Origin of the sequence: Clostridium tertium (assembly GCF_902652255.1) — a bacterium.
Lineage (GTDB): Bacteria > Bacillota > Clostridia > Clostridiales > Clostridiaceae > Clostridium > Clostridium tertium_A.
This window is the reverse complement of sequence record NZ_CACRTO010000022.1, coordinates 37,661-63,919: the sequence shown is the minus strand read 5'-3', so window position 1 is coordinate 63,919 and position 26,259 is coordinate 37,661. Positions and strand designations below refer to the sequence as shown.

Below are 26,259 nucleotides of genomic sequence, written 5' to 3'. Positions count from 1 at the left end.
CGTATATTATATACTTCTTAGTAAATTTTTGCAAAACAATGCAGAGGATTGAACAAATGGTCACCTCATAAATAAATAAGCCACCTAAAGGCAGCTTATTTATTTATTTATTTATTTATTTATTTATTTATTTATTTATTTATTTATTTACCAATGAGTTTTAGTAGCAGACTCATTTGAAATTTTATCCCTTTGACTTAAGTATAAACATAATCCATCTAATACTATATGGATACTTTGATCAAATAGTGAACTTAGTAATTGAATAGATTTTCTATCAGCTCCTGTATCACCTTTTACTGTTCCTGGAACTATAACTATATTATCTGCTAATTTAGCTAACTCTGATACATTATTACTTGTGAATACTAAAATTTCACATCCTACATTTTTTGCCTTATTAGTATCAGAAATTATATTAGTGCTTCTTCCTGAACCTGATACAGAAATAAATAAATCTCCTTCTTTTAATGCAGGCGTTATTGTTTCAGAAACTACATACGTTTCATATCCTAGATGCATAAGTCTCATAGCAAAACCTTTAGCCATAAGTCCAGAACGCCCTTCCCCATCAACAAATATTCTTCTATCCTTCTTGATAGATACAGCCGCATTTTTGAATTCTGAATCATTAACTTGATCTAAAACTCCCTTAATCTCATCTAATATCACATTAAAAACTTCCATTTTTATCCCCCATTAGTTCTTTAAACTCTTTAGCTTCTTTCTTCATATCCTCTGCTTTAGTTATAGCTCCCCCCACTATTGCTATATGAAAATTAGATTTTTTTATAATATCAATATTATCTTTTTTAACTCCACCAGCTACAGCTAATCTATTAAAACTTTTTAGATTATTTATTGTAGAGTTAATAAGTTCTTCTAAGTCTTTTTCATCATTATCACTAGGCATATGGACACAAATGATTCCATCACTGAATTCACTTAAGGTTTCTTGCTTTTCCTTTGATACTTCAATTAAATCTATTAAATAATCTTTTTTATATTTATTAGCAACCTTTTTACAGATTCTTATAGTTTCTAAAGATGCTGCTCCTAGTACTGTTGCTATATCTGCACCTGCATTATATATAGCTTCAAATTCATATTCAGCCTCATCTACTGTTTTTATATCAGCTAAAATTATTATTTCAGGAAACTTTTCTCTTATTCTTCTAATGGACTCTAACCCAAAATCCTTAATTAATGATGTTCCTATTTCTATAATGTCAGCATAATCCTTTACTTCCTCAATTATTTCTATAGCCTTTTCTATAGTAACTCTATCTATTGCTACTTGAAGCTTCACCTTTGTATCCCCCTTATCTTTAGTATCTACTTATTCTTTTGAGAATAATATATCATAATAAATATAGTAATTCTACTATATTATTACATTTTAATGTTCTAATAAATACAAATGCATCCTATTCCTTATATGCCATATCCCAAAAATCCATTTCATAAAGGCTAGATTTCATAAATATCTCTCTTAAATTTTCAGCTTCTTTCTCTGAAATATCTTTACATAATTCATTTATATGATCTTTCCATATTTCAGTTCCTTCCTCAAATTCTTCTGAAGAATACTCTTCTATCCATGGTTTATAAAAATTCCCATCTAAGGTCTCTTTATATTTTTCATATAAACTTCTTCCTATAAATTGATAACTCCATGTACAAGGCAATATAGTCATAGCTATTTCTTTCAAATTTCCTTTTAATCCAATACTAAGCATATAGCTTGTATAACTTTCTGTTGTAATTTCTTTTCTATTATCAAAAACCTTACTTGGATCTATTCCAAAGTATTTTAAGTAATTAGTATGAACTTCTGTCTCATCTTCTAATATTCCCTTTATGGAACTATAGTATAAATTCATATCACTTAAGCTTTCAGCCTTAACTAGTCCCATTGCAAAAACTTTAGTATATTCTTTTAAATATAAATAATCTTGAATTAAATATTTTTTAAACTTCTCCTTATCTAAAGTTCCTTCACCTATTTCCTTAACAAATGGATGTTCTAAATATTTGCCCCAAAGTTCCTTTACATCCTCAAATAAAATATCACTAAACTTCATAAAATCACCCTCCATAAATTTTATATTCTGAACTAGAAAAGTTATAGATACCACGGTTTAGAAAATATCCAGTTATAAATAAAAGGCTATACCCCCAGAGGAATATAGCCTTATCTTCAATAAAAATCTAACATCTTATAAATTCTTACTCTTATTAAAGCTTTCCTCCGCTGGCATTATCCAGATCAGGTATAAGGGTTAATAGAATACTATTTCTCAGCCTTATGGCACCCCTAGCAACTTTTCTATTTTATAATAATTATATATCATTAATATCTATTGTCAATATTTTCAATTATTCATTTAAATTTTATTTATCTATAATAATTTTCAACCCTTTTTTATAACATTTTACATTTACTACGAATTTCTCATTATAACACTTTCAACTAAGTTTGCTACACTTTCACATGCATCACAGCATCTTTCAAAACATTTAAAAGTATCAGTCCATGTCATAAGTTCTACAGGATCCTTAGAAGTAGTATGCAGATTTCTCGTACTACTAATGTATAGTCTATCACCATCTTCTTCTAAATCATTTATATTTATAATTAACTTATGAATTTCTGATGATTTTTTAAAATTATAAAACTCTTTCATAATACGTTTTAGTTCATTACAATTCTTTATAATTAGATTAGAAAACTCTAATGCTTCCTTTTTTATATCAATAATATTAAACATATAAATTCTTGCTAAAATATCATCTATAGCATCAGTAACATTATCAATATAATGAGCTATCTCAATAATATCTCCTCTTTCAATTGGTGTTATAAACTCTTTATCTAATTTCCTCATCATATCGTGCTTCTTAACATCAGCAGTATGTTCTATAGTATGCATTTCATCCATTTTCTTTTGTATTTCATTTGCATCAAAACTTAATAAAGTACTGTTAAGTAAACTTGCCGCATCACATGAATAGTCTACTAATTCAGCTAACATTTCAAAATAATTATTATCCTTTTTCCCTATCATTAACCTCAACTCCTCTATAGTTATATTTTAAAATATCCAAATAAATAATTTTGCCATTAAAAATCCTATTAATCCACAGCCTGGGAATGTTAAAATCCATGTCCAAACCATATCTTTAACAACACCCCAGTTAACAGAACTCAGCCTCTTTGCAGCTCCAACTCCCATTATAGCTGTTGTCTTTGTATGTGTAGTACTTACAGGTACTCCTGTTACCGAAGAAAGTAATAGACATCCTGCTCCTGCTAAATCCGCTGAGAATCCTTGATATTGTTCTAACTTAACCATATCCATTCCAACAGCTTTTATTATCTTATATCCTCCTATAGATGTTCCTAATGCCATAACTAAAGAGCAAACTATCATAAGCCATATAGGTATAACAAAGCTTTCAACATCGCCTTTTCCATTTGCTAAGAAGATCCCCAGCATAAATACTCCCATAAATTTTTGTCCATCTTGAGCTCCATGCATAAATGCCATAGCTGCTCCTCCACCAATTTGAGAATACTTAAAGAAGCTTCTAGTTTTACTACGATCAAATCTACCAAATATGAATCCTATGACTTTTACAGTTAGCCATCCCAATCCAAACCCTAAAAATGTAGATAGTATTAGTCCATATATTACTTTGATCCATTCGCCTCCATTTATACCACTCATACCACCTTGTAATGCAATTGCAGCTCCAGAAAGCCCAGCAATTAAAGCATGGCTTTCGCTTGTAGGAATTCCAAAATACCATGCTGCTGTTGCCCATACTACTATAGCAAATAAAGCTGCACATAAAGATATTAATGCATAATGAGGATCTCCGCCAAAGTCTACCATATTGTAAATAGTTTGTGCTACATTAGCATTAATCATCGTCATAACAAAAACACCTAAAAAGTTAAATATTGTAGCCATAAAAATAGCAGAACGTGGTCCAATAGCTCTCGTAGAAACACATGTAGCAATTGCATTAGGAGCATCTGTCCATCCATTAACTAAAATTACTCCTAATGTTAAAACAACTGTAATTAACAAAGGAGGATTGCTAAATATCTGTCCTAAAAAATCAAAAAAAGAAATTGTCATTAATTATCTCCTTTCATTTTATGTATATCTATTATCAATTTTTATGTTATATTTTAACAATAAATCTTTTTTATTAAATTTTCAATTATTTTTTATAAAAATAGTCTATGTATTTTCAACATAGACTACTCTATATTATTTATTGAATTTCATGCCCTGAATTTTGTAAACAAGATTTAATTTGAGCTGCAGTTGCTGGTTCATTATAAATTATTTCAATTGTTCCTCTTGCCATATCTACACAAACTTGATCAACTCCATCTACTTTCTCCAAAGAATTCTTAACTTGTGTCTTCATATTTTCATTAGATATTCCATTTATTTTATAATGTACTCTTTCCATACTATATCTCCTTTCATATTTGATACAAATATAGTATGCTCAATTATTTTGCAAATCATATTTCATTAGCTATATCAATTTACACAGAGTTTAAGGATTATTATGACATAACATTCTTTAACGCTTTAAGCTCTGTACCATCCTTTTTAGCAGAACCTGAGGTCAGAAATGTATTCTTGAAAGATCTCCTTGTAGGATATATTTTAACGATTGCAGGATCTGTATATTATATAAAAAAATCATATACAGAAGCTAATTATAAAATTAAAGCTTAAGAAATAGAAATTTAAAAAATAAGCATATTGACTAATATCAATATGCTTATTTTTTATTTATTTTTCCATATAGTGCTATCCTTATAGTAATTTATCCCTTCGTATTCCATCCTTGGGCCTTGACTTTTTAGTCTTACTTTATATTCATTCCAATTCCTAGCACTCTTTGGAGTCCATCCTATTTCTGAATATCCTAGTAATCTTGGATATATCATAAACTCCATTTCATCTTCAGTAGCTATATTTTCTGTCCATAAAGGTGATTCTATTCCTAAAATTAAATTTTTTGGAGCATAATCAGTTGGATCCCAATTATATGCTGTTTCTATTGGAATATATCCTGCCCAGTTTAATCCATATGGAGTAGCACTATTATATTTCATATCTAAATATGCTTTACTAGCTATTGATATTATCATATTCATATTTTTTTCTTTAGCAGCTTCGTTTGAAGCCTTCCAATTTTGAAGTATAGTACTAGAATTTATTTCTGGAGCTGTATCTATAGGATCCCATCCTATAGGAGTCTTTCCATATTTCTGAACTATTTTAGATACTCTTCCTACAAAATAATCATAATCTTCTTTTTTAGTACTATCAGCTTCATCTCCACCCATATGAAAATACTTTGATGGTGAAATTGCTGAAATTTCTTTTACTACATCATCAATAAATTCATAGGTTTTTTCATTGTCTGTCATTAATGTACTGAAGCCTACATCAATACCTGTATATAACGGTTTCTTTTTACCATCTGGATTTAAAAATCCATAGGAAGCTAAAGCTGCATTAGTATGTCCTGGCATATCTACTTCCGGTATTATTTCTATATATCTATCAGCTGCATATTGTACTATACTTTTAAATTGCTCCTGAGTATAATATCCACCTGGTCCACCACCGACTTGTGTACTTCCTCCTATAAGAGTTAAATCAGGATATTTCTTAATTTCAATACGCCAACCTTGATCATCAGTAAGGTGCAAATGCAATCTATTTATTTTATATTGGGCTGCATAGTCTATTTGCTGTTTTATAACATCTTCAGGGAAGAAATGTCTTGCTACATCTATCATAAATCCTCTATATGGATATTCAGGTTTATCATTTATTGTAGATGCAGGAATACTCCACTCAACATCATTAACTAAGGTATTTTTTGCAATTTCTGCAGGCAATAGCTGTCTAATAGTTTGGATACCTCTAAATAAGCCCTCAGGTTTAAAGGCCTTTACTATGATTCCATCAGCATTAGTAGTTATTTCGTAACCTTCATTACCTAATTTTTCATTGCCACCTACTGTAGTTAAAAAAATACTATTCCCTTTAGGAGTTTCATTTTTAATGATAGGAAATCCATATCCTGTTGCGGGACTTAATTTTTCTTTTAAATACTCAGCAGTTCTAACTATCTCTTCAGTTTCTCCTTCGTTATTTCCTTTTACATATATTGAAGTATCTTTATTTAACGTGAACTTTCCTTCAGCCTCTTGGTAAGTTAATGGCTTTGGAATAATAGTATTATTTACTTTTTCAGCTATAACAGCTAAATCTTCATCTTCTTTTTTAATATTAGATATAACTAATGTCACAGTGCTTATTACAAGGATGCACAAAGCAATAATCAAAAGCTTATTATTTTTAATCTTCAAATTTAATCCTCCTTAAAATTTCTTTCAACACTATTTTATGACCTAAAATTTATACTATACATTTGTTGAAATTATTCTTTATTTTTATGAACATATCCTTTAAATAACATAGCTTTTTCTTTAGGTAATTTCTTTTTAGATAAAATATCATAAAATGCAGAAATAATATAACTAACTGTCATCACTAAAATTATTGCTATCATTTCTTCTCCACCAAAATATTCTAAAGCCATAGCTATTGAAGTCATTGGCAGAGATGTTGCACTACAAAATACACCTATCATTCCAAGGGCCGTTACTGATGGTAATGGTAAATTAATATACTGTGAAACAAAACTTCCTAATGTAGCCCCTACAAAAAATGTGGGATTTCCCCTTCCACCTTGAAATACTGAGCCTAATGCTACAGCAGTAAATATTATTTTCCATATACAATCCATTATACTTACATAGTTATTAAAGGAATCATTTATAAAGGATTGACCTAAACCATTATAGTTATCTCCTACTAAGAAAAACAAAATTATAGTTATTACTCCACCTAAAATAGCTTTAATATATGGATTCTTGGTTATCTTGTTATAAACCCTACTGCTATTATCTAAGACAAAATTAAATATAAATCCGCCTAAGCCGAAAATAATACCTAATATTATTAACTTAATAATTACCATTACACTTAAGTCATCCAATATTAAATTTGGATATTGTACCGACTTACTTCCAACTCTTATAGCAATTTCATTAGATACTACTGTAGTAAAAAAAGCAGGAATCAAAGCTGTATAATGAAATCTTCCCTTTAATACTAATTCCATTCCAAGTATCGCTCCTGCAAAAGGAACATCATATATAACTCCAAAAGCACTTCCAACTCCACAGATAACAAGGGTTCTTTGCTCATCATCTGATAAGTTAAATTTCCTAGCTATAAAATCTCCAAAAGTTCCTCCCATCGCTACCGCTGATCCTTCTTTACCTGCAGATCCACCAAAAAATGTTGTTAAAACTGATCCTATAAATACTACAAAGCTCATATAAAAAGGTATATCTTTCGCAGCAGATTGAACTTCTGACTTAAGTAAATTTTCTCCTGAATAAGCATTTCTCTTAGTTCTTAAATACATAAAAGTAATTAATATCCCTGCAATTGGTAAGAATAATATTAATAATTCATGTTCTTTTCTAAAACTATTTGCTGCTGTTAACAACCTATTATACAAACCTACTACAATACCAATTGGTATTGCTAATAAAATGCTAAGTCTCACCCATCTCACTACTTTTTTTATTAATATATAATACTCCTTATTACCATTACTATTTACTTCTTCTATCATAAGTTTTTCCTCTTATTTTCTCTCTTTATAATTATTATCTTTAAAATAAAGAAAACAATTCATAAAAAGGTAAATCGATGACTTTTAATCTTTCTAGGCTTCACTTATATTAATAACTAACTTATAAATCCACACTTAATCTAAAGAAAATATAAAAAAATAGCTATACCAGAATATAACTGATATAGCTATTATTTTAATATTTAATTATATAATTACTTTCAGATGGAACATCTACTTCCTTATTTCTTTGGAAATAATCTATTATAAGTTCGCTCATATCCATATTTATTTCCTTAACTACTTCAGCATTTTCATAAGCTGGATATATAGCAGTGTTACTTGCTCTATAGTTATTTAATACTATAGTGTAGTCTTTATTTAAATCTATCTCTTCTCCATTTTTCTTCATGGAAACCACACGGTCTCCAAAGTCCTTATTTAAATCTATTTCATAAGTTAAACCTGCAAAAGTATCATAATTGTAATTTTGAACCTTTGGCACTAAAAATTCATTATTTATTTTAACTTCATTATTTTCTAAAACAAAATATGTGGCACTTTTTTCAATAGCCTCTTTAACTTTACTTCCCTTTATTTTTAGGACCTTTAAAGTATTAGGATATGGATAATTTATTAGTACATCTCTAATGGAGACATTTCTCTTAAACCCAATAGCAGTATCAAATAATGATAAAGCTGAAAAATCTGCATTAGAAACATCTAATTGAACATCATGTAAGAAATTTATAAAAGGATGTCCTTTAAGTCTTGCAATAAATATATTATCAAGAATTATGTCATTCTTAAAATGTCCTATTTCTTTATCTAAGTACTTTTGTAATTCTATATTAGTTTCAACAAATCTTTTTTCTAAATCTTTATTAACTTCATCTTTTAATGAAGAAACATCTACTAATTCATAGCTTGATTCCATAGTTTCAGTATCTATCACTATCTTACTGAAATTTTGTCCGTTATGCATAGGTTGTGTGCAAATAACACCATTTATCTTAGTTATAAATGATCTATGCTGATGACCACTTAAAACTATATCAATTGAATCATAAGTTTCTAATAATTCACTAGCTTGATTTTCTTTATTTAGCTTCTCAGTAGGAATATTTTTACCATCTATACTTTTTTCAAATCCTCCATGATAACAAACTATTATAATATCACTTTTTTCTTTTAATTCTTTTTCATATTTACCATATACTTTAACTGGATCTAAAAATTCTAATCCCTTAATATTCTTTTCTTGTTCCCAGTTAGGTATAAATGATGTAGTAAATCCAATACATCCTACTTTAAAACCATTAAAATCAAAAATTCTATATGGCTTACTATCAAAAGATAGTCCTCTAATATTAGCATTAATAATTTTTCTTGAAATATCTCTGTATGCTGTATTTAAATAGTCTAATCCATAATTAAATTCATGGTTACCTAATATATAAGCATCGTATCCAATATCCTCTAAAAGTTCTGTAATTGGATTAGTTTCCAATTTCTGTTTGGATAAATAGTGAGTTAATGCTGAACCTTGAACTAAATCACCACAATCTATTTTTAATGATGCATCATAATTTTTTTCATCCTTTAATATATATGTTCCTATTTTTAGAATCCCTAAAGATTGTTCAGTAACATAATTAGTTGGATATACAAATCCATGTAAATCACTAGTTTGATAAATTACTAATTTCATAGTACCTCCTTTATAAAAAGGGATGTTAAAAAACTTCCTAGTTTTCTAACATCCCCCATGATTTATTTAATAAAAATATCTATAACCTTATTCCCAAATAGAAGTTAAAGTAGTTTTAAACTCTTCTAATTTCTTAGTTACATCAGTAGTTGGGTCAGCTAATGTTGCTTCTAAAACAGTACCAGCTTCACGATATGCTGCATCAGCACCAGTCATAACTGGATTAGTGTAAAGATTCTTAGTTGCATCAGCAAGTATTGGAGCTATTAAGCTTCCAGAGTTCTTGTATTCATCTGATTCAATAGCACTTTGTCTGATTGGCATATATCCAGTTTCAATACCCCATTGAATTTGCTTTTCTTTGCTAGTTAAGAACTTTAAGAATTCATAAGCAGCAGTCTTTTGCTCTGGAGTAGCACTTGAGAATACATATAAATCAGTACCTTGTTGTAGTGATGCATTTGTTGGGTATGGAGCAGCTCCTACTTCAAACTTATCGCCTACACCTTGCTTAACAAAGTTTTCACCAGCATTTGAACCAACGTACATTCCTACAGTTTCATTACCAAATGGTCCTGATAAGTACTTATCTGTTCCAGCAATTCTAAAGTAACCTTCTTTAACTCCTTCTAAATAGTAGTTAAAAGCTTTAGCTGATTCTTCACTAGTTACATCAAAGTTATTATCGAAGATTTTTCCTTCGCTCTTTAAGAAAGTTGTATAGTAGTTATTTAATGAGTCAAATCCAGCTCCTGGGATGCCCTTCTTTTCTTTTATTGTCTTAGCAACTTGAACAAGTTCATCATAGTTTGTTGGAGCTTTTAATCCTAATTCATCAAATAAAGTTTTGTTATACCATATAACTTCTGTTGACTTATTAAATGGCATACCATATATTTTTCCATCTATAGTAGCTGCTTCTCTAAGACTTGGTAATATATCTTCATAATTATCAAATTTTAAAGTTTCATTTTCAATATATGGAGCTAAATCAGTTACTAGTCCATCTTGAATTGGATTGAACATCCAATCTGGATAAGCTTGAGTTAAAGTTGGTAAATCTTTAGGGCTTGCAACTGTAGCAGTTATTTTTTGTTGTAAATCTGGGTAACTTGATTGATTTTGTAAAGTTACTGTTATATTAGAGTTTTGAGCCATAAACTCATCTGTTAATTTTTGTAGAGATTTTTCTAATTCTCCATTCATTGCATGCCAGAAAGTAATTTCAACAGGTGAAGTAATTTCTGTAACAATGTCTTCGTTAGATGTTTCTGCTCCCTTTGTTCCACATCCAGTTAATAAACCTAATGAAAGTGTAAGAGCAATTAACTTTTTAAATTTCATTATTTTCCCCTCCGGTTATATAGTTTGTTTCTTTTCTGGTAAAAGAACGTCGCCATTTTCATTATAAAGTTTTTCAGGACGATAAGAATGTATTGGTACTAATAACTTAGGTTTAATTAAGTTAATTATCTTAATTAAATCATAAGGATGAGCATGCCCACTACATGAAACTCTTTCGAATTTAATATTTCTTTCTTCAAATTTGTTTACAAATGGTGTGTATGCTGGATCAAAATCACCTAATGGCACTGCATTAGAATGAATATAAATTCCACCTTCCTGTAATTTATCTATATATTCAATGGCAAGTTTATCTAATTGCCAGAAAAAGCTACCTTTATCATTTAATAATTCTTCAAAATCAATCTTAAGCTTTTCATCTAATCCATAATCTGTATTATCTAATTGATAGTAATAAGACTCATATCCTGTTGCTTCCTTAAGAACATATGAATAATATGCATCTAGCACAACTTTTCTTGAATTAGTTTTTATAATATTTAATATTCTTTCTATATTAGAAATATAGTAATTAAATGTTATTTGCTTATTAGGATTATTATTAACTATTTCATTTATCTTATCTATTAATTCTGGTTCATTTGATATTTCTCTATCACTTACATCATCATCAAAGTCTTGGAATGAAACACTTACGCCTTCTATTAATAAGACGTCACAGTTTTCACTTTCCTTACAGAATTTTAATGTTGCATCTTTTCTATATCCATGAAGTCTTATATCTCCAGTATAAGAGATAACTAAATCTGGAGTTTCAATTAATAATCCACAAGCACCATAGGCATCATGATCAACTGGCATTACCTTAACTTTAATCTTACCAATTTCTATTATGTCATATTCCTTAACTCCAATTATGTCCCTTGTGTTCTTACCATTATTTTCATATAGAGGGAATAAGAAATCATTATTAATATTTAAGGTATTTAATAGTGATTTTGTTCCTTCTAACATATATAAAGGTACTTCTGGATTTAAGTAGTTAATAATCTTAGAATGATCTAAATGCATGTGTGATAAAAATACTGCTGTATTCTTAAATTTATTTTCTTTTGACTCAAATCCTTTTAATGGAATCTTAGGATCAAACATATTATCTAAATATGGTACTAAATTTTCATCTAATAAATCTTGTAAGTTTTCAGGCTGTACTGGAGCCTTTGGGTTGTACTCACTACCAAAATCGAAGAATATATGACTATCCTCATAAACTACTTCAATTATTGTTCCACCAATAGTTAATATACCATTGTGAAAAGTGATTTTTGTCTTCTTATCCTTTAACGCCACTCTTAACAACTCCTCTAATTATTTGTTTTCTAAATATTAAGTATAGAATTAGTATTGGAACAATAGCTATTGTTGATGCTGCCATTTGAAGATGTACATTAGTACCACTTTCTGTTGCAAAGGAGCTTAATCCATTACTTAATAATCTCATTTCCTTACTATTTGTAACTAGAATTGGCCATAAGAATGAGTTCCATCCATTAATGAAACTTAAAATTCCCATAGTAAATAATGCAGGCTTTGCTAAAGGTATTAATATTCTTTTAACAAATTCCATATCTGAACATCCATCTACTTTCGCAGCTTTGTAGTAAGATATAGGAATACTAGTTAAATACTCTTTTAAGTAAAATATATAAAATACACTTGCAAGAGATGGTATTATTAATGCCGTATATGTGTCTAGCAAACCAAGCTGTGCTATAGTTTTATAGTTTGTAAATACTGTAACTTCATAAGGAACCATTAATAAAGCAGCCATACCTAATACTAAGATATTTTTGTATTTGAATTCCAATTTAACTAGCGCAAAACTAGCTAATATAGATGTAATTACCGTTCCAATTGTTGATATACCAGCAACAAATATTGTATTAAAGAAATATCTTACAAATGGAGCCTGCTCCATTGCAAGAGAAAAGTTATTCCATTGTAATTCCTTTGGAAATAATGTTGGTGGTATACTTGTTGCTTCCTGATAAGTCATTAAGCTTGATAAAATCATATATACAAAAGGAAATAATGTAATAATTGCCATTAATACTATAAAGGTTTTTGATAAAACTAAATTAACTTTTTTCATATTTTCACCTACTTAGATATTCTTTTTAATATACGATTTTGAATTAATGTGAAAACTAAAATTAAACCAAATAAGATAACTGCTGCTGCCATACCTTGGCCATAACGATTTTCTACATAGAACTTATTGAATATATAGAATACTGCTGTTGTAGCACTATCAGCAATACCCGCTTTACCGTTAAATATAGAGAATACTTGAGCATATACCTTAAATGCATTAATAAAATTAACCATTAATAAAAACGTAATAATTGGTATCATTTGAGGTAAAGTTATTCTAAAGAACTGCTCCATCTTTGTTGCCCCAAACATATCTGCAACCTTATAATAGCTTTTATCAACATTTCTAAGGCCTGAAAGTAATATTATTATATTAAAGGCAAGTCCTGACCAAATTCCAAATATTATTAGAGTAATCATACTCATATTTGGGTCATCTAAGAAATTAAATGGTCCTACATTGAAAAACCCTAATACGTAATTTACAAATCCATACTCACCATTTAATAAAAATCTAAATACAATACCAACTGCAATTACACTTGTTAAATATGGTATAAAGAATATTGTTTCAAATACATCCTTATACTTAATTTTTTCATATATTGTAATAGCAATAAACATAGATATAATTAACCCTACAGGTACTACAACAAAAGCAAAAAGCGCAGTATTACCTATAGCTGTATGAAACTTAGGATCTTTAAGCACTACTTCGAAATTATTAAATCCATTAAATGTTAAGTTATTTAAAGTTCCCTTTTGGAAAGACATAATAAATGTTCTTATTAAAGGTAACACATTAAATATTCCGACGATTATTAAAGCAGGCATTAAAAACAGCCATGCTTGTGGTGAATTCTCTGCTCTATACTTAAACTTCTTCATTAGTACACTCTAACTCCATTCTCTTGGAATAAATAAATTCCGTTATAGTCAATATCAAAGCCTATTTTATCTCCCTCTGATACTTTCTTACTTATATCTGTAATAGACTTTACATTTGTATCATTAACATTAAAGTTTATAATACAATCTTTACCTATTAATTCTATTGATTCAACTTCAGCTGTAAATAATGGATTTGTACTTAATTCAAAGTATTCTGGTCTTATACCTACTATATAGTTTTCTTCTGTTAAGTCGCCTTTAAATCTATCTTTATTTAGAAGACTTAAATCAATATTAAAATCATTAGACTTTAATATATTTCCCTCTTTTTTCATATCAACTAAATTTATAATTGGATTTCCCATAAACTTAGCTACAAAAAGATTTTCTGGTTCTAGATAAAGATTTTGTGGAATATCAAATTGTTGAACTATACCTTCATTCATTAATACAATTCTATCACTTATAGATAATGCTTCTTCTTGATCATGAGTAACGAAGATTGTAGTTATACCTATTTCTTTAACTAATCTTCTAATTTCTTCTCTAATTCTTAATCTTAATCTAGCATCTAAATTACTTAAAGGCTCATCAAGTAATAATATTTTTGGATTTTGAACTAATGCTCTTGTAATTGCTACTCTTTGTTGTTGTCCACCAGACATCTCACCTGGTTTTTTATCTGCAAGTTCTTCAATACTAGTAACTTTCATATACTTCTTTGCTATTTCCATAGCTTCATTCTTTGACTTTTTATTTTTACCAACAGTAAGTGGAAACATTACGTTCTCTAAAACTGTCATATGAGGATACAAAGCATAGTTTTGGAATACTAAGCCAATACCTCTATCTTTAGGATGTTTGTCAATAACTGATTCTCCATCAAATTTAATGTCCCCACCACTAGGATCTAGAAGTCCAGCTAATAAGTTAAGAATAGTTGTTTTTCCGCAACCACTTGGACCTAAAAGACAAACAAGTTCACCTTCGTTAATTTTAAGATCGATGCTTTTTAAAGCCTCATAACCATTGCTATAAACTTTTTTAAGTTTTTCAATATGTATCATGTGCCACCTCATGTATTTATTTTTTATCTTCATCATTTATATCTACTTGTATACTATACTAAATATATATTTCTATGACAATATATTATATATTTTTACTTAATTTTTAACATTATATTAACTTTTAAAATCCAATTAAATTATACTCATTATTTATTTAATATATTTACTTTTCTTTTATTAATAGTAAGTTTTTCTTTCAATACTTTAATTGTTTTAATATTTAATCATTCTTATTATTTAATATTTTAATTATAGTTTTTGAAATATATAATTAAATATACTAGCTCAAATTTTATTAATTCGTAACATTATAATATACCATATTTTTCATATATATTGAATAATTTTTTCTTCATTTTTTATAATTTTCATAATAATAACCGAATATATTATCATAAATATAATAAATCATATGTAAATTAACCCTTTTCTGTGATATTATAAAATCTAGAGGTGATTTTACTGTGAAGAATATTATTAAAGTTGTTGGAGCAATAATAGAGAATGAAAATAATGAAGTTCTTTGTTCCCTTCCTTCGAAAAATATGAGTATAAGTAAACTTTGGGAATTTCCTGGTGGTGAAATTAATGATGGTGAAAATCCTGAAGTAGCTATTGTAAGAAAAATAAAAGACACTCTTAATTGTACTGTTAAATTTGAATCTTTATTCAGCGCAACTACATATGAATATGAAGATTATATACTTAATCTAATGGTAGCTAAATGCTCTTTAGTTGATGGACAACCCCTTCCTAAAGATTATCTAAAATTAATATGGTTACCTATTGAATACATAGAAAGTTTAAACTGGAGCCAAACTGATATTCCTACTGTAAAAAAACTAGTTTTAAAAAACAGTAAAAAAGCTAGAATATAACTTTCATTTTTATTATTAAATACATTGAATAATTAAATTGTACATAATTCAAAACTCTATTATTTGAAAGTTTATGAATAATTATAAAATATTTATTCTACTCTTTCATTAAATTTATAAATCAAAATAGAAAAAGAGGTTTCTGATACTTATTCAGAAACCTCTTTTTTTATTTATCTATTTCATTATAATACTCTTCTTTTTTCTTTTCCCAATACACCTTATCTTCTTCAGTAATTTTTCTTAAAACCCTACAAGGATTTCCTACAGCTATTACATTATCAGGTATGTCCTTTGTTACTACTGACCCAGATCCTATAACTACGTTATTACCTATAGTAACTCCTGGGTTTATAACTGTACTACCTCCAACCCATACATTATTTCCAATCTTAACAGCTTTACCAAACTCTAAACCAGTATTTCTAACTTCAGCATCTATAGGATGCCCTGCTGTATAAATACATACTCTAGGAGCAAAAAACACATTTTCTCCTATATCTACATTACATACATCTAAAATTATACAATCAAAATTAGCATAAAAATTATTCCCTACAGAAATATTGCATCCATAATCACATTTAAAAGAAGGTTCAATATAAATATTATCCCCAGTTTTTTTAAATAACTCTTTTAATAGTTCTTTTCTATACTCTTTTTGCTCTTCAGTAGTGCTGTTAAATAATCTAGTTAACACCCTAGATTTCTTTGCATCAGCTTTAAGCTCTTTATCATTAGCCATATATAAATCTCCAGCTAACATTTTTTCTTTTTCAGTCATTACATCAACCTCTTTCCCAAAACTTATTATTCAGAATTATATTTTCCTTTATCTCATATAGATTATTAAAGCTTTTATAGCAGTATTTTTTTATTTCCTCATCTGCTTCCTTAAAATCTACAACATGAAAAACTGTCATACCAGCACTATATGCTGCTTTAACCCCAGCTAAAGAATCTTCTATAACTAAACAATTTTCAGGACTAACTCCCAACTTCTTTGCAACTTTTAAATATATATCTGGATTAGGCTTTATCTTTTCAACTTCATCTCTACATATTATTTGTTCAAAATATCCTCTAATATTTGCTTTCTCTAAATGATTATTCATTCTCTCTCTATCTGAAGAAGTAGCTAAAGCAATTCTATACCCTTCATCCTTTAAATAACTTAAAATATCAAACACTCCATCTTTTATAGGTAGATTTTTTTCTATTTCTTCCCTTAAAGCAATATCTTTTTCTAAATACATCTTATCTATAGGAAGATTTGCTCCAAATTCCCTAAGGAAAACTCTTTTCACATTATCTCTACCAGTAGCAATAACTTGGCTATATATTTCCTCAGTCATTATATAACCATATTTTCTAAATATATTTTTCCAAACCTTTAAATATATACTTTCTGTATCAAAAAGTACTCCATCCATATCAAATATAATTGCTTGTATTTTATTCATAAAACTAGTATAACTCTCCATTAACTTTTATCTAAAATATTATTAATTGCTCTAATAATCTTACTTATTATCTAGATATTCTACTAGCTCACCGTAATTTTTCTCTGATATTGCAAGCTTATCTTTATAATGTTCTTGATTAACACTAGAATTAACTATTTCATCATAATTAGATAATGTTTCTAAAAGGGACTTTTTAAATTCTGGAATAGTATCTATTATTTTTTTCATTCCTTTTACATATTCATCGTCACTTATATTAAAACATTTAAATATTCCTGAAGTATATCTTCCATCAGAGAACATATAAATATATCTATCTTTCATTTCATCAGAAAAATCAATTTCTATTTTATGTTTATATAACCTATAGGCAATATTATCACTTTTCACTAATATAGGAAAAATCGCTGAAAATAGCATAACTATCTTCTCTTCATCATCTGCTAACCCAGTAAAATCATGTTCATTTAACTTTTCTAAAATATCATCAGTAAAAATACTATCTTTTATTTTTTTAGCAAGCCTACCTTTTAATTTTTGTTCCTTTTCTTCACTAAATAAATTATCTATTGTACTAAATAAATCACTAATTTTCCTCATGATATCTCCTTTCAAGAAAAAATTATTTCTTTTGTATTCTAAGTTTTTCTATATCATTATTATACTATATAATTATTAAAATCCCCTAAATAAACTTAATAGACTTGAACATACAGCTGTTCAAGTCTTTATTAATTTAAAGATTATTTTCAGATTTTAAAATTTTATTTAACTCATTATCAACTGCATAATTAATTGCCTTCGCAACACCTAAATCATTATTAGATGAAGTTATGTATTTTGCTATAGCTTTAACTTCATCTATTGCATTTTCCATAGCGACACTTTCTTCGAAGATTTCAAACATAGAATAGTCATTAAAACTATCTCCAAGAATCATAACCTCGTTGTTTGCAAGACCATTTCTTGATGTTATTTTTTCTAATATAATTCCTTTTTGAGCATTAATATCTGTAACTTCAATATTATCTCTAAAAGAGGAAGAAACTGCTAATCCTTCTATTTCACCTAATGTCTTTTTCATCTCATCAATAAGCTCAATATCATTATGGAAAGCAACGAATTTTCTTACTTCTACTCCACCCTTAAAAAACTCTTCAACATCATCTATATATTGAAGCGAAGTAAAGAACCCTAAATTTTCAGCCACTTCTCTAGCTTCATCTTCAGATAATTCCGGATTAAAGCTCATAGTTCTAAAGATAACTTCTCTTAAAGCTTCCTCCTCAGTTGATGTTGTAAATGTTCCTTTATCAGTAAAAATCCTAGCAGAAAGATGATTCTTATCTAATAATTCTATTATTTTCTTTGCACTTTCTTCTTTAATATTAATTACTTCTAAAATATTTCCATCTTCATCTCTGTACTCTGCCCCATTTGAAAGAACACATTGAACTCTTAAATTATGCTTTTCTAAAAGTCCTTTTACGCTTTCATATTCTCTACCTGTAGATATCGCAAAAGTAATTCCTGCATTTTCTGCTCTATTTATTGCTTCTACCGTTTCCTTATCTATATCATGATCTCCATTTAATAATGTTCCATCCATATCAGATGCTATAAATTTTATCATAACTCATTGCCTCCATTTTATATTTTATCCTTTATTGTATATTATCCCTTACTTTATATTATCATACCTATTTAATAATTCAATTAATAGTCACTATAGCCTATTTCTTTACCTCATTAATACTATTCACAATATTATCTTTTTTCCTCAATTCGTATTTCATATCATTTGCTGTCATAGGTTTAAAATAATAATACCCTTGCGCAATATCAAATCCTTTTTCTCTTAAGAAATTAGCTTGAAGAGTATTTTCCACCCCTTCTGCAACTGTACAAATATTTATATCCTTGGCCATATTAACTAAATTATGCAATATTGATTGACCTTTTTTATTATCCTCTAAGTTAGTTAGAAACTCTCTATCAAATTTTAAATAATCTACTTTTAAATCCTTTAAAGTATTTAATGATGAGTATCCTGAACCAAAGTCATCAATATATATTTTAAATCCTGCATCTTTTAGCTTGTCCATCATATTAATAATTAAATCCTTATCTTCAAAGAATGCACTTTCTGTAAGTTCAATACCAATTCTATTAGGAGACACATTATGTGCTTCTAGTATTCTAACTAGTTTATCGGATAAATCTACATCAGATAAATGAATTCTTGATAGATTTATAGAGAAAGTTTTAGGAAGAGCTATACCTTCTGCCTCCCAATTTTGAATATAAGATGCTACCTCATTAAACATATAATAATCAAGTTTTTTTATGAATTGATTTCTTTCGAAAAGTGGAATGAATTTGTCTGGATAGATTATACCCTTTTCTGAATGATACCATCTTACCAATGCTTCAGCCCCTATAATTTCCCCAGTAGAAAAAGATACCTCCGGTTGGAAATACACTTTAAATTGCTTTTCTCTTAAAGCTTTATCCATATAGTTCTCTAATTCTTTCTCCATCAGTATTTTTTCCCTTAAATCTTTTGTATAGAAAGCTCCTGTAGTTTTATGACTACCCTTTACACTTTTCTTTGCAAGATTAGATCTATCAACTAATATATCTAAAGGATCCTTCCTATTCTTTATAATACAAATTCCATAAGTTAAAATAAATTTATACGAGTCCACTCTTTCATTCATACTTTTAATAACTGATTCTAAACTAATCAATATATCATTAGTCATATCTTCCATACGCTTTAAAATATTTTTATCACTAGTATATTCTAAAATTATTAGAAAATTATCTGCATTATATCTAGCATAAATCTCATTAGATTTTAAATTTTTACAAATCCCTAAAGCAATATTTTTTAAAATAGTATTACCATTTTCATATCCAAAAGCATCGTTAATCACTTTAAATTTATCCATATCTAACGAAACTAAAGCATAGTTTACTCCATCATCTTTTTTCATAATATCATTAAAATCAGATATAAATGCATTATAATTAGGACCATTTATAAGTGGGTCTACAAATGCTATGTTTTCTAGTTTTTCATCACTCTTTCTTCTAGAATATATAATGTAACTTACTACAATTAAAAGTAAAACAGAAACACTTATCCACATAAATGCAGAAATTTTGTTTAAACTGGTAATACTTTTTTCAATAACATTAGCTGGTACTATAGATATTATATACCAATTATTTATTCCTATAGGTGCATATGCAACATATTTGCTATTACCAGTATCTGATTTAGTTTTTAATACCCCTTTATCTGATTCATTTAAATTATTCTTAAAAGTTTCATTATTTTCAAATTTGACCTTACTTAAATCTTTAATGCTACTATCATAGTTTTTATGATTTTGATTAATAACTACACTACCATTAGAATTTGCTAAAATTAAACAACCTTCCCCATCTAAAATGTTTACATTTAATATATCCTTAAATTCAGATATTGGTTTAGATGCCGCTAGCACTCCAACAACTTTATTGTACTCATCATAAACTGGTACTGCAAATGTACTCTCTATTTCTCCGCTTACCCTATCCTCCATAAACTTTGAAATATTCTTTTCACCATTCATAGCTTTTTGAAAATACTCTCTATCTGAAAAGTTAATTCCCTTTAAATCCTCTGAATATCCATCACCGTTTGCCTTAATAAAACCCATATTACTAAAATTAGATACTTGAACATAGTTATCTAAAATATTTATCAATTCATCTTCATCATATCCGCTTTTTAAAGAAAGTATTGTACTTAAATTTTCAAGTTCAGTTATGCTTGATTCAAACTTAATATTCATTATATCTGTAGTTTCATCTGCTATTTCTAATAATCTTTCTTTCGTATTTTCATCTAAAATATGACTCATATAAGTTAAATATGTAAATGAACAAATCAATGCAAATACTATCGTAACAAAAAAAGCAGTAACTACTTTCAGAATATAGTATTTCTTCAGTTTCATTATTTTACCTCCTATGTCCAAAGCAAGTATTAATATAATTATTTTCTATTTTTACATATTTTTATTATAACATAGACAAGAAAATTTTGTCTCTATTTTCTATAATTTAGCATTTCAAAAACATTTAGAAAGTATATTTTTAGATTATATTTAATTGAATTAAACATATACATGAACTTCCCTTATACTTAAGCCTTTTTTACTTATAATTAATCTCCATTTAATATATAAAATATAAAAAAATGGGCTAGAACAAACCAAAAGTTCTAACCAATTTAAGAGTTGATACTATTCAATACATTCTACAATAATTCCATTTTTTTATGTTAATTATGCTATTTGATTATTTTCTTTTCTAAATTGTGTATCATACAACTTCTTATATAATCCACCTTCATTTAACAATTCATTATGACTTCCCGATTGAACTATTTTCCCCTCTTCAAAAACTAAGATATTAATCGAGACTTTAGATCTCAACTATTATTAGTATTATATTAAATATTGTGGTAATATTAGATATATTAATAATAGAAAAATAAATTTATATATTATCGGAGGTACCTGTGGCTAATAACAAAAGTGTAAAAAGAAATTTTCATTACAATAATATAGAAAAGAAAGATAAAAACTTTATGTATCAAAATCTTGAAAGAAGCAATTGCTACAACTGCAATTTTTCAGGATCTAATTTTGATTATGTAAACTTTAGAGGAGCTCATTTTAAATCATCTAGCTTCTTAAACTGTAGCTTTAAATGGTCTGAATTTATAGGAACAAATTTTAGAAAGAGTAATTTCAAAATGGCAAACTTTGAGAATGCTATATTTGATTCTGTTAAATTAGATGATATTAATTTCAAAGATGCAAAATTTAAGAATACGATTTTTGTTTCTTGTGATGTAAGTAAGGCTAAAAATTTAGATCTAGACAATCCCGAAATAAGAGTTTTTAATGAAATGCCTAATATAGAAATAAGTGAAAATCTTAAAAATGCTACTCTTAATACCTTCAATAATAAATATGTAAAAGCTTCAAGAATATTAGATACAAAGGATGGAGACCTTAATACCTTAAGCCTTATGATTCTTTTAGAAAATTTTGATGAAGAAACATTAATTAATGGATTAAATTATATTAGTGATAATTTAGATAGGGATTTCTATACTCTAAGCTACTTAATAAAATATATTAAAAATATGCCAAGAGATTAATTCTATCCTTATTAGTAATTATTACAGTAAAATATATGAAAGGATAAGTATATATTAAATAAACATAATTATATATAATACATTACTTATCCTATAATACTTTTCTTATTTAAATCACCCATACAATAAAAATTTTATTTATAATTATCTATAGCAATATCATCTATAGCTTCATTATTATAAAATAAATCCTCTATAACTTTAGACAAATTCATAACTTCCTTCATTTCATAAAATCCAACTTTATTATAGATAAATTCTATTGCTTTTATAGCTCCTGCTGCAAATATTTTTCTTGAAAATGATTCATGAGAAATTGTAATTCTATCATCTTCTCCTACTATAAGCACTTCATGTTTACCCACTACTCCTCCAGCTCTAACTGAGTTAATAGGAATAATATTTTCACTTATATTCTCTCCAGTATATTTTAAACCATTAATTATTTCATCTTTGATTTTCACCGCTGTACCTGATGGTATATCTTTTTTGTGCTTATGATGAATTTCAGTAATTTGAAAATCATAATTATTCAACAACACAGATGATATTTTTGTTAATGTCATCAATACATTTACACCAACAGTAATATTAGGTGCATAGATTATTCCAAATTTCTTTAATCTAGCTATGTTTTCTATCTTCTTTAGATCCCCTTCTGAAAATCCTGTAGTCCCTATAATAATATTAATTCCTAGTTTTGAAATAATACTCATATTATTTATAGTTGCCTCTGAATTTGAGAAATCCACTATTACATCTGGCTTTGAATTAATCAAGTTTTTCTCTAAATTATCACTACTATCTATAAATACTCCAAAGTCCCTTACTCCAATTACTTCACCCAAGCTTTTATTTTTCTTATCACTATTAGGTCTACATATAGCTGATACTAACTTCATATCATCTCTATCATAAACCATCCTGGCTATTTCTTTACCCGCTCTTCCAAGACCTATTAAGCAAACTCTAATCATAAATTCTCCTCCTACATAAAATATGTGACAACTTCATTTTATCATTAAGTTGTATTATTTGTCAATTTTTTACAGTTGTGTTTTGAAAAATAAAAACTCCCCTATTATATTAGAGGAGTAAAGCTTAATTTTAATTTTTAATATAAATTATCCATATTCTAATTATTTTGCCTTAGAAAACAATATAGGTATTGTGGTAGCTACTACTAAAATTATAAGTAGTATTATTGCCATTAGATTACTTGAAGAGAATCCTAAAGGTATTCTTGGAGTTATTACTCCTGTAACTTGTAGTATTATACCTATTAATCCTATTATGGAACCTCCTGCAACAAGCCCTGAAGACAGACTGATTCCATTAGACACCTTAACTTCTTTATCTTGCTCATTAGCACTCATCTTTTCTACAAATACACGTATTAATGCACCTACTAATATTATTGAAGTAGTTGCTATAGGTAGATAGAATCCTATAGCAACAGTCATTATTGGTAAATCTAAAAAGAATAAGAATAAAGCCATAACAACACCTACTATTATCATTGGCCAAGGTAAATCTCCAGACATTATTCCTGAAGTTAATGTTGCCATTAAGTTAGCTTGTGGCAATGCAAATTGTGCATCTACTCCTGTAACTGCTAATTGATTAGATAATAGCATTATAGTTCCTGTAACAACAATTACTCCAATTATACTCGCAATAGCAAAGGAATTTTGCATTTCCTTCTTACTTCCGCCTATAATATAACTTACCTTTTGAGATTGACTATATCCTCCTGCTACAGATATGGCTACTACCATAAAGGCAGCAAATAATAATAATGATTTATTATCTGCATTTGTAGTCCATCCAAAAACAACAAAGAATAAAGTTAATATAACTAAAGATGCTATAGTCATTCCTGATACAGGTAAGTTAGAAGTTCCTATTGTTCCTGTTAAACGTCCAGAAACTATTACAAACAATAGTGAAAGTATTAATGCAACTATAGTTGCAATTATAGCCATCTTAATACTATGAGAAATTATAAATCCAGCTACAAAAGCAATAACTACCCCTGCTAGAAGTATTATTATTTCTCCTGAATTCTTTTCTGATTTATCTTCATTACCTGACTTTGCTTTTAATGTTTCTTTTATTGATACAACTATAGTTGGAATAAGCTTAAGAGCTCCAATAATCCCTCCACATAACATCATCCCAGCACCTATATACTTTACATAACTACTAGATATTGAGTTTACATCCATTTGATGAAGTAATAATGAAGCATCATTCCAAGATTGTATATTCTTATCAGCTAAATCAGTAAAATATCCTATTAATGGAGCAATACCAAAGTTAGCTAATATTGAACCAGCAAACATAGTTAAAGAAACTTCTAATCCTACTATAAAACCAATTCCAACTAAAAGTGGATTTACCTCAGTAGCAAACTTCCATTTATAAAATCTGCTACCTAAATAAGAAATCGTATTATTAACTATATTTAAAAATGACCCTGTTAAAACATTTATAATACCACTTATCACAAATCCAATCCCCATATATTTAATAGCATCACCACCACCTTCTGATGCTATTAGAGTTTCAGAAATTGCCATTGATTCAGGATACATAAGACTTCCATGCTCTTCAACAATTAGATAATTATATACTAAGGATAGTGATCCAATTCCAAATAATATTCCTCCTACACCTACTATAAGACCTTCAAAAAAAGTAATATTATTTCCTATTAATATAATTGCAGGTAGGACATAAATCATACCACTTGCTATGGACTCACCACCACTAGACATACCTTGGGTAATGTTCTTCCCTAGAATACCTTTGCTCTTTGCAAATACTCCAATAAGCATAGATCCTATTATAGCTCCTGGGATACCCGCAGCAACAGTCAATCCAGATTTCATACCTGAATATGCAGTAGATGCAGCAAAGATAGCAGATAAGACTGCTCCAATTAAAATTACAGATATATTAGTTCCTTTTTTAGTTTTATCGGTTATATAAGGAACATAATCTTTACCATGTACACCGCCATAAGCTTCTTTAGGTAATTTCTTTTCCATATATATTCTCCTTCTTTTGTTTATAATTTGAATAATCTTTAGTATATCCATTTATACGAAAAAAATAACCAGAACTGATTTTTAACAATTCTGGTTAAATACTATTTATCGCTATTTATTAAAGTAATCTTTTCTTCAACTGATGTTCTAGGTCGTGAATTTGGAATCATCTCTGGATATCCAACATGTAATATTGCTACAATCTTCTCACCAGGTAATACGCCAACCGCTTCCCTAAATGAAGGTAAAGTTAAATATGCATCACTTTTCCAAAATACTCCTATACCTCTTTCCCAAGCTGCAAGTTGAAAGTTTTGAATTAATGCGCATACAGCTGCATAATCTTCTTCCTTAATTAATGGCTGTGGATCTTCAGGCATTACTACTAAAATATGTGTTGGAATAGATGAAAAATATTTTTTCATTTCTTCAGGATTTTTCTTCATGTTTCTTCCATTAGAAGCTACCTCATAAATTATATTTCCTAAAGCCTTACTTCCATCACCTGAATAAACTATAAATCTCCATGGTTCCTTTAATTTATGATTAGGAGCCCAAGATGCTACTTGAAGTAATTCATTTAAAACCTCATTTGGTATATTTTCTTCTTTAAATTTTCTTATTGTTCTTCTATTTGCTATTAAATCTGCAACTGGATATTTATTTTCCATTTATATCATCCTTTCTAAAATTTATATGTACAGTGAACATGTATAAACTTAATTAGCATGTCCACATAATAGGTGTGT

General features: G+C 28.0%; 24 protein-coding genes and 1 riboswitch. Of the genes, 2 read left to right on the top strand and 22 right to left on the bottom strand.

Going from position 1 to position 26,259, the window contains the following annotated elements; all coding sequences use genetic code 11:
- Positions 1-147: 147 nt before the first annotated feature.
- The 14 genes from GPX08_RS11330 to GPX08_RS11265 all read right to left on the bottom strand — a co-directional run bounded on the left by GPX08_RS11330 (position 148) and on the right by GPX08_RS11265 (position 14,886).
- The gene (locus tag GPX08_RS11330) at positions 148-687 is read right to left on the bottom strand and encodes an SIS domain-containing protein (RefSeq protein WP_156626927.1); all 540 of its coding nucleotides are present in this window, start codon (positions 685-687) and stop codon (positions 148-150) included.
- Positions 674-1,309, bottom strand: a complete 636-nt coding sequence (locus GPX08_RS11325; protein WP_156626926.1) for a 3-hexulose-6-phosphate synthase — start codon at positions 1,307-1,309, stop codon at positions 674-676. The genes GPX08_RS11330 and GPX08_RS11325 overlap by 14 nt, the downstream gene beginning before the upstream one ends.
- Before the next feature lie 118 nt (positions 1,310-1,427).
- On the bottom strand, positions 1,428-2,084 hold the full coding sequence (gene tenA, locus GPX08_RS11320) for a thiaminase II (RefSeq protein WP_156626925.1): 657 nt from the start codon (positions 2,082-2,084) through the stop codon (positions 1,428-1,430).
- 145 nt (positions 2,085-2,229) lie between these two features.
- Positions 2,230-2,329: riboswitch (TPP riboswitch) on the bottom strand.
- Positions 2,330-2,444: 115 nt separating this feature from the next.
- Positions 2,445-3,068, bottom strand: a complete 624-nt coding sequence (locus tag GPX08_RS11315; RefSeq protein ID WP_156626924.1) for a DUF47 family protein — start codon at positions 3,066-3,068, stop codon at positions 2,445-2,447.
- A 27-nt stretch (positions 3,069-3,095) separates the two neighbouring features.
- On the bottom strand, positions 3,096-4,148 hold the full coding sequence (locus tag GPX08_RS11310) for an inorganic phosphate transporter (protein WP_156626923.1): 1,053 nt from the start codon (positions 4,146-4,148) through the stop codon (positions 3,096-3,098).
- A gap of 139 nt (positions 4,149-4,287) precedes the next feature.
- Positions 4,288-4,491 (bottom strand): heavy metal transporter, encoded by a 204-nt coding sequence (locus GPX08_RS11305; protein ID WP_156626922.1) that lies wholly within the window; start codon positions 4,489-4,491, stop codon positions 4,288-4,290.
- 328 nt (positions 4,492-4,819) lie between these two features.
- Positions 4,820-6,412 (bottom strand): family 20 glycosylhydrolase, encoded by a 1,593-nt coding sequence (locus GPX08_RS11300; RefSeq protein WP_156626937.1) that lies wholly within the window; start codon positions 6,410-6,412, stop codon positions 4,820-4,822.
- Between the two features lie 77 nt (positions 6,413-6,489).
- Positions 6,490-7,758, bottom strand: a complete 1,269-nt coding sequence (locus GPX08_RS11295; RefSeq protein WP_156626921.1) for a voltage-gated chloride channel — start codon at positions 7,756-7,758, stop codon at positions 6,490-6,492.
- A gap of 196 nt (positions 7,759-7,954) precedes the next feature.
- Positions 7,955-9,469 (bottom strand): bifunctional metallophosphatase/5'-nucleotidase, encoded by a 1,515-nt coding sequence (locus GPX08_RS11290; RefSeq protein WP_156626920.1) that lies wholly within the window; start codon positions 9,467-9,469, stop codon positions 7,955-7,957.
- An 87-nt stretch (positions 9,470-9,556) separates the two neighbouring features.
- Entirely contained in the window at positions 9,557-10,816 is a 1,260-nt protein-coding gene (locus tag GPX08_RS11285) for an extracellular solute-binding protein (protein ID WP_156626919.1), read from the bottom strand.
- A gap of 12 nt (positions 10,817-10,828) precedes the next feature.
- The gene (locus GPX08_RS11280; RefSeq protein ID WP_156626918.1) at positions 10,829-12,124 is read right to left on the bottom strand and encodes an MBL fold metallo-hydrolase; all 1,296 of its coding nucleotides are present in this window, start codon (positions 12,122-12,124) and stop codon (positions 10,829-10,831) included.
- Complete coding sequence (locus tag GPX08_RS11275; RefSeq protein ID WP_156626917.1) at positions 12,108-12,926, bottom strand: ABC transporter permease subunit; 819 nt, start codon at positions 12,924-12,926, stop codon at positions 12,108-12,110. The genes GPX08_RS11280 and GPX08_RS11275 overlap by 17 nt, the downstream gene beginning before the upstream one ends.
- 8 nt (positions 12,927-12,934) lie before the next feature.
- Entirely contained in the window at positions 12,935-13,816 is an 882-nt protein-coding gene (locus tag GPX08_RS11270; RefSeq protein ID WP_156626916.1) for an ABC transporter permease subunit, read from the bottom strand.
- Positions 13,816-14,886 (bottom strand): ATP-binding cassette domain-containing protein, encoded by a 1,071-nt coding sequence (locus GPX08_RS11265; protein ID WP_156626915.1) that lies wholly within the window; start codon positions 14,884-14,886, stop codon positions 13,816-13,818. Before GPX08_RS11265 ends, GPX08_RS11270 begins: the two co-directional genes overlap by 1 nt.
- 467 nt (positions 14,887-15,353) lie before the next feature.
- On the opposite strand from GPX08_RS11265, the gene GPX08_RS11260 reads away from it, so the two are divergent.
- Positions 15,354-15,767, top strand: coding sequence for an NUDIX domain-containing protein (locus GPX08_RS11260; RefSeq protein ID WP_156626914.1), 414 nt, complete (start codon positions 15,354-15,356; stop codon positions 15,765-15,767).
- 169 nt (positions 15,768-15,936) lie between these two features.
- On the opposite strand, the gene GPX08_RS11255 is transcribed toward GPX08_RS11260, so the two are convergent.
- From GPX08_RS11255 to GPX08_RS11235, 5 genes are all read right to left on the bottom strand, one after another.
- Complete coding sequence (locus tag GPX08_RS11255; RefSeq protein ID WP_156626913.1) at positions 15,937-16,551, bottom strand: sugar O-acetyltransferase; 615 nt, start codon at positions 16,549-16,551, stop codon at positions 15,937-15,939.
- Between the two features lie 4 nt (positions 16,552-16,555).
- The gene (locus GPX08_RS11250) at positions 16,556-17,230 is read right to left on the bottom strand and encodes an HAD-IA family hydrolase (protein WP_156626912.1); all 675 of its coding nucleotides are present in this window, start codon (positions 17,228-17,230) and stop codon (positions 16,556-16,558) included.
- A gap of 60 nt (positions 17,231-17,290) precedes the next feature.
- A complete protein-coding gene (locus GPX08_RS11245; RefSeq protein WP_156626911.1) occupies positions 17,291-17,833 on the bottom strand; it encodes a hypothetical protein in 543 nt (180 codons plus the stop codon).
- Positions 17,834-17,969: 136 nt separating this feature from the next.
- Positions 17,970-18,866 (bottom strand): Cof-type HAD-IIB family hydrolase, encoded by an 897-nt coding sequence (locus GPX08_RS11240; RefSeq protein ID WP_156626910.1) that lies wholly within the window; start codon positions 18,864-18,866, stop codon positions 17,970-17,972.
- A gap of 100 nt (positions 18,867-18,966) precedes the next feature.
- On the bottom strand, positions 18,967-21,243 hold the full coding sequence (locus tag GPX08_RS11235; RefSeq protein ID WP_156626909.1) for an EAL domain-containing protein: 2,277 nt from the start codon (positions 21,241-21,243) through the stop codon (positions 18,967-18,969).
- A 566-nt stretch (positions 21,244-21,809) separates the two neighbouring features.
- Here GPX08_RS11235 and GPX08_RS11230 point away from each other — a divergent pair.
- Positions 21,810-22,457: a pentapeptide repeat-containing protein gene (locus tag GPX08_RS11230; protein WP_156626908.1), complete on the top strand. Its 648-nt coding sequence runs from the start codon at positions 21,810-21,812 to the stop codon at positions 22,455-22,457.
- A 134-nt stretch (positions 22,458-22,591) separates the two neighbouring features.
- On the opposite strand, the gene dapB is transcribed toward GPX08_RS11230, so the two are convergent.
- The 3 genes from dapB to GPX08_RS11215 form a co-directional block, all read right to left on the bottom strand.
- Positions 22,592-23,434 (bottom strand): 4-hydroxy-tetrahydrodipicolinate reductase, encoded by an 843-nt coding sequence (gene dapB, locus GPX08_RS11225; protein WP_156626907.1) that lies wholly within the window; start codon positions 23,432-23,434, stop codon positions 22,592-22,594.
- Between the two features lie 162 nt (positions 23,435-23,596).
- On the bottom strand, positions 23,597-25,510 hold the full coding sequence (locus tag GPX08_RS11220) for an oligopeptide transporter, OPT family (protein WP_156626906.1): 1,914 nt from the start codon (positions 25,508-25,510) through the stop codon (positions 23,597-23,599).
- A gap of 101 nt (positions 25,511-25,611) precedes the next feature.
- The gene (locus tag GPX08_RS11215; protein WP_156626905.1) at positions 25,612-26,181 is read right to left on the bottom strand and encodes a nitroreductase; all 570 of its coding nucleotides are present in this window, start codon (positions 26,179-26,181) and stop codon (positions 25,612-25,614) included.
- Positions 26,182-26,259 lie beyond the last annotated feature (78 nt).

Excerpts from the sequence above, each read along its gene's own strand:
- dapB (WP_156626907.1), bottom strand. The coding sequence starts at position 23,434 with ATGATTAGAGTTTGCTTAATAGGTCTTGGAAGAGCGGGTAAAGAAATA.
- GPX08_RS11235 (WP_156626909.1), bottom strand. The coding sequence starts at position 21,243 with ATGAAACTGAAGAAATACTATATTCTGAAAGTAGTTACTGCTTTTTTT.
- GPX08_RS11265 (WP_156626915.1), bottom strand. The coding sequence starts at position 14,886 with ATGATACATATTGAAAAACTTAAAAAAGTTTATAGCAATGGTTATGAG.
- GPX08_RS11310 (WP_156626923.1), bottom strand. The coding sequence starts at position 4,148 with ATGACAATTTCTTTTTTTGATTTTTTAGGACAGATATTTAGCAATCCT.
- GPX08_RS11245 (WP_156626911.1), bottom strand. The coding sequence starts at position 17,833 with ATGAGGAAAATTAGTGATTTATTTAGTACAATAGATAATTTATTTAGT.
- GPX08_RS11250 (WP_156626912.1), bottom strand. The coding sequence starts at position 17,230 with ATGAATAAAATACAAGCAATTATATTTGATATGGATGGAGTACTTTTT.
- GPX08_RS11240 (WP_156626910.1), bottom strand. The coding sequence starts at position 18,866 with ATGATAAAATTTATAGCATCTGATATGGATGGAACATTATTAAATGGA.
- GPX08_RS11220 (WP_156626906.1), bottom strand. The coding sequence starts at position 25,510 with ATGGAAAAGAAATTACCTAAAGAAGCTTATGGCGGTGTACATGGTAAA.
- GPX08_RS11270 (WP_156626916.1), bottom strand. The coding sequence starts at position 13,816 with ATGAAGAAGTTTAAGTATAGAGCAGAGAATTCACCACAAGCATGGCTG.
- tenA (WP_156626925.1), bottom strand. The coding sequence starts at position 2,084 with ATGAAGTTTAGTGATATTTTATTTGAGGATGTAAAGGAACTTTGGGGC.
- GPX08_RS11315 (WP_156626924.1), bottom strand. The coding sequence starts at position 3,068 with ATGATAGGGAAAAAGGATAATAATTATTTTGAAATGTTAGCTGAATTA.
- GPX08_RS11295 (WP_156626921.1), bottom strand. The coding sequence starts at position 7,758 with ATGATAGAAGAAGTAAATAGTAATGGTAATAAGGAGTATTATATATTA.
- GPX08_RS11330 (WP_156626927.1), bottom strand. The coding sequence starts at position 687 with ATGGAAGTTTTTAATGTGATATTAGATGAGATTAAGGGAGTTTTAGAT.
- GPX08_RS11290 (WP_156626920.1), bottom strand. The coding sequence starts at position 9,469 with ATGAAATTAGTAATTTATCAAACTAGTGATTTACATGGATTTGTATAT.
- GPX08_RS11305 (WP_156626922.1), bottom strand. The coding sequence starts at position 4,491 with ATGGAAAGAGTACATTATAAAATAAATGGAATATCTAATGAAAATATG.
- GPX08_RS11275 (WP_156626917.1), bottom strand. The coding sequence starts at position 12,926 with ATGAAAAAAGTTAATTTAGTTTTATCAAAAACCTTTATAGTATTAATG.
- GPX08_RS11255 (WP_156626913.1), bottom strand. The coding sequence starts at position 16,551 with ATGACTGAAAAAGAAAAAATGTTAGCTGGAGATTTATATATGGCTAAT.
- GPX08_RS11215 (WP_156626905.1), bottom strand. The coding sequence starts at position 26,181 with ATGGAAAATAAATATCCAGTTGCAGATTTAATAGCAAATAGAAGAACA.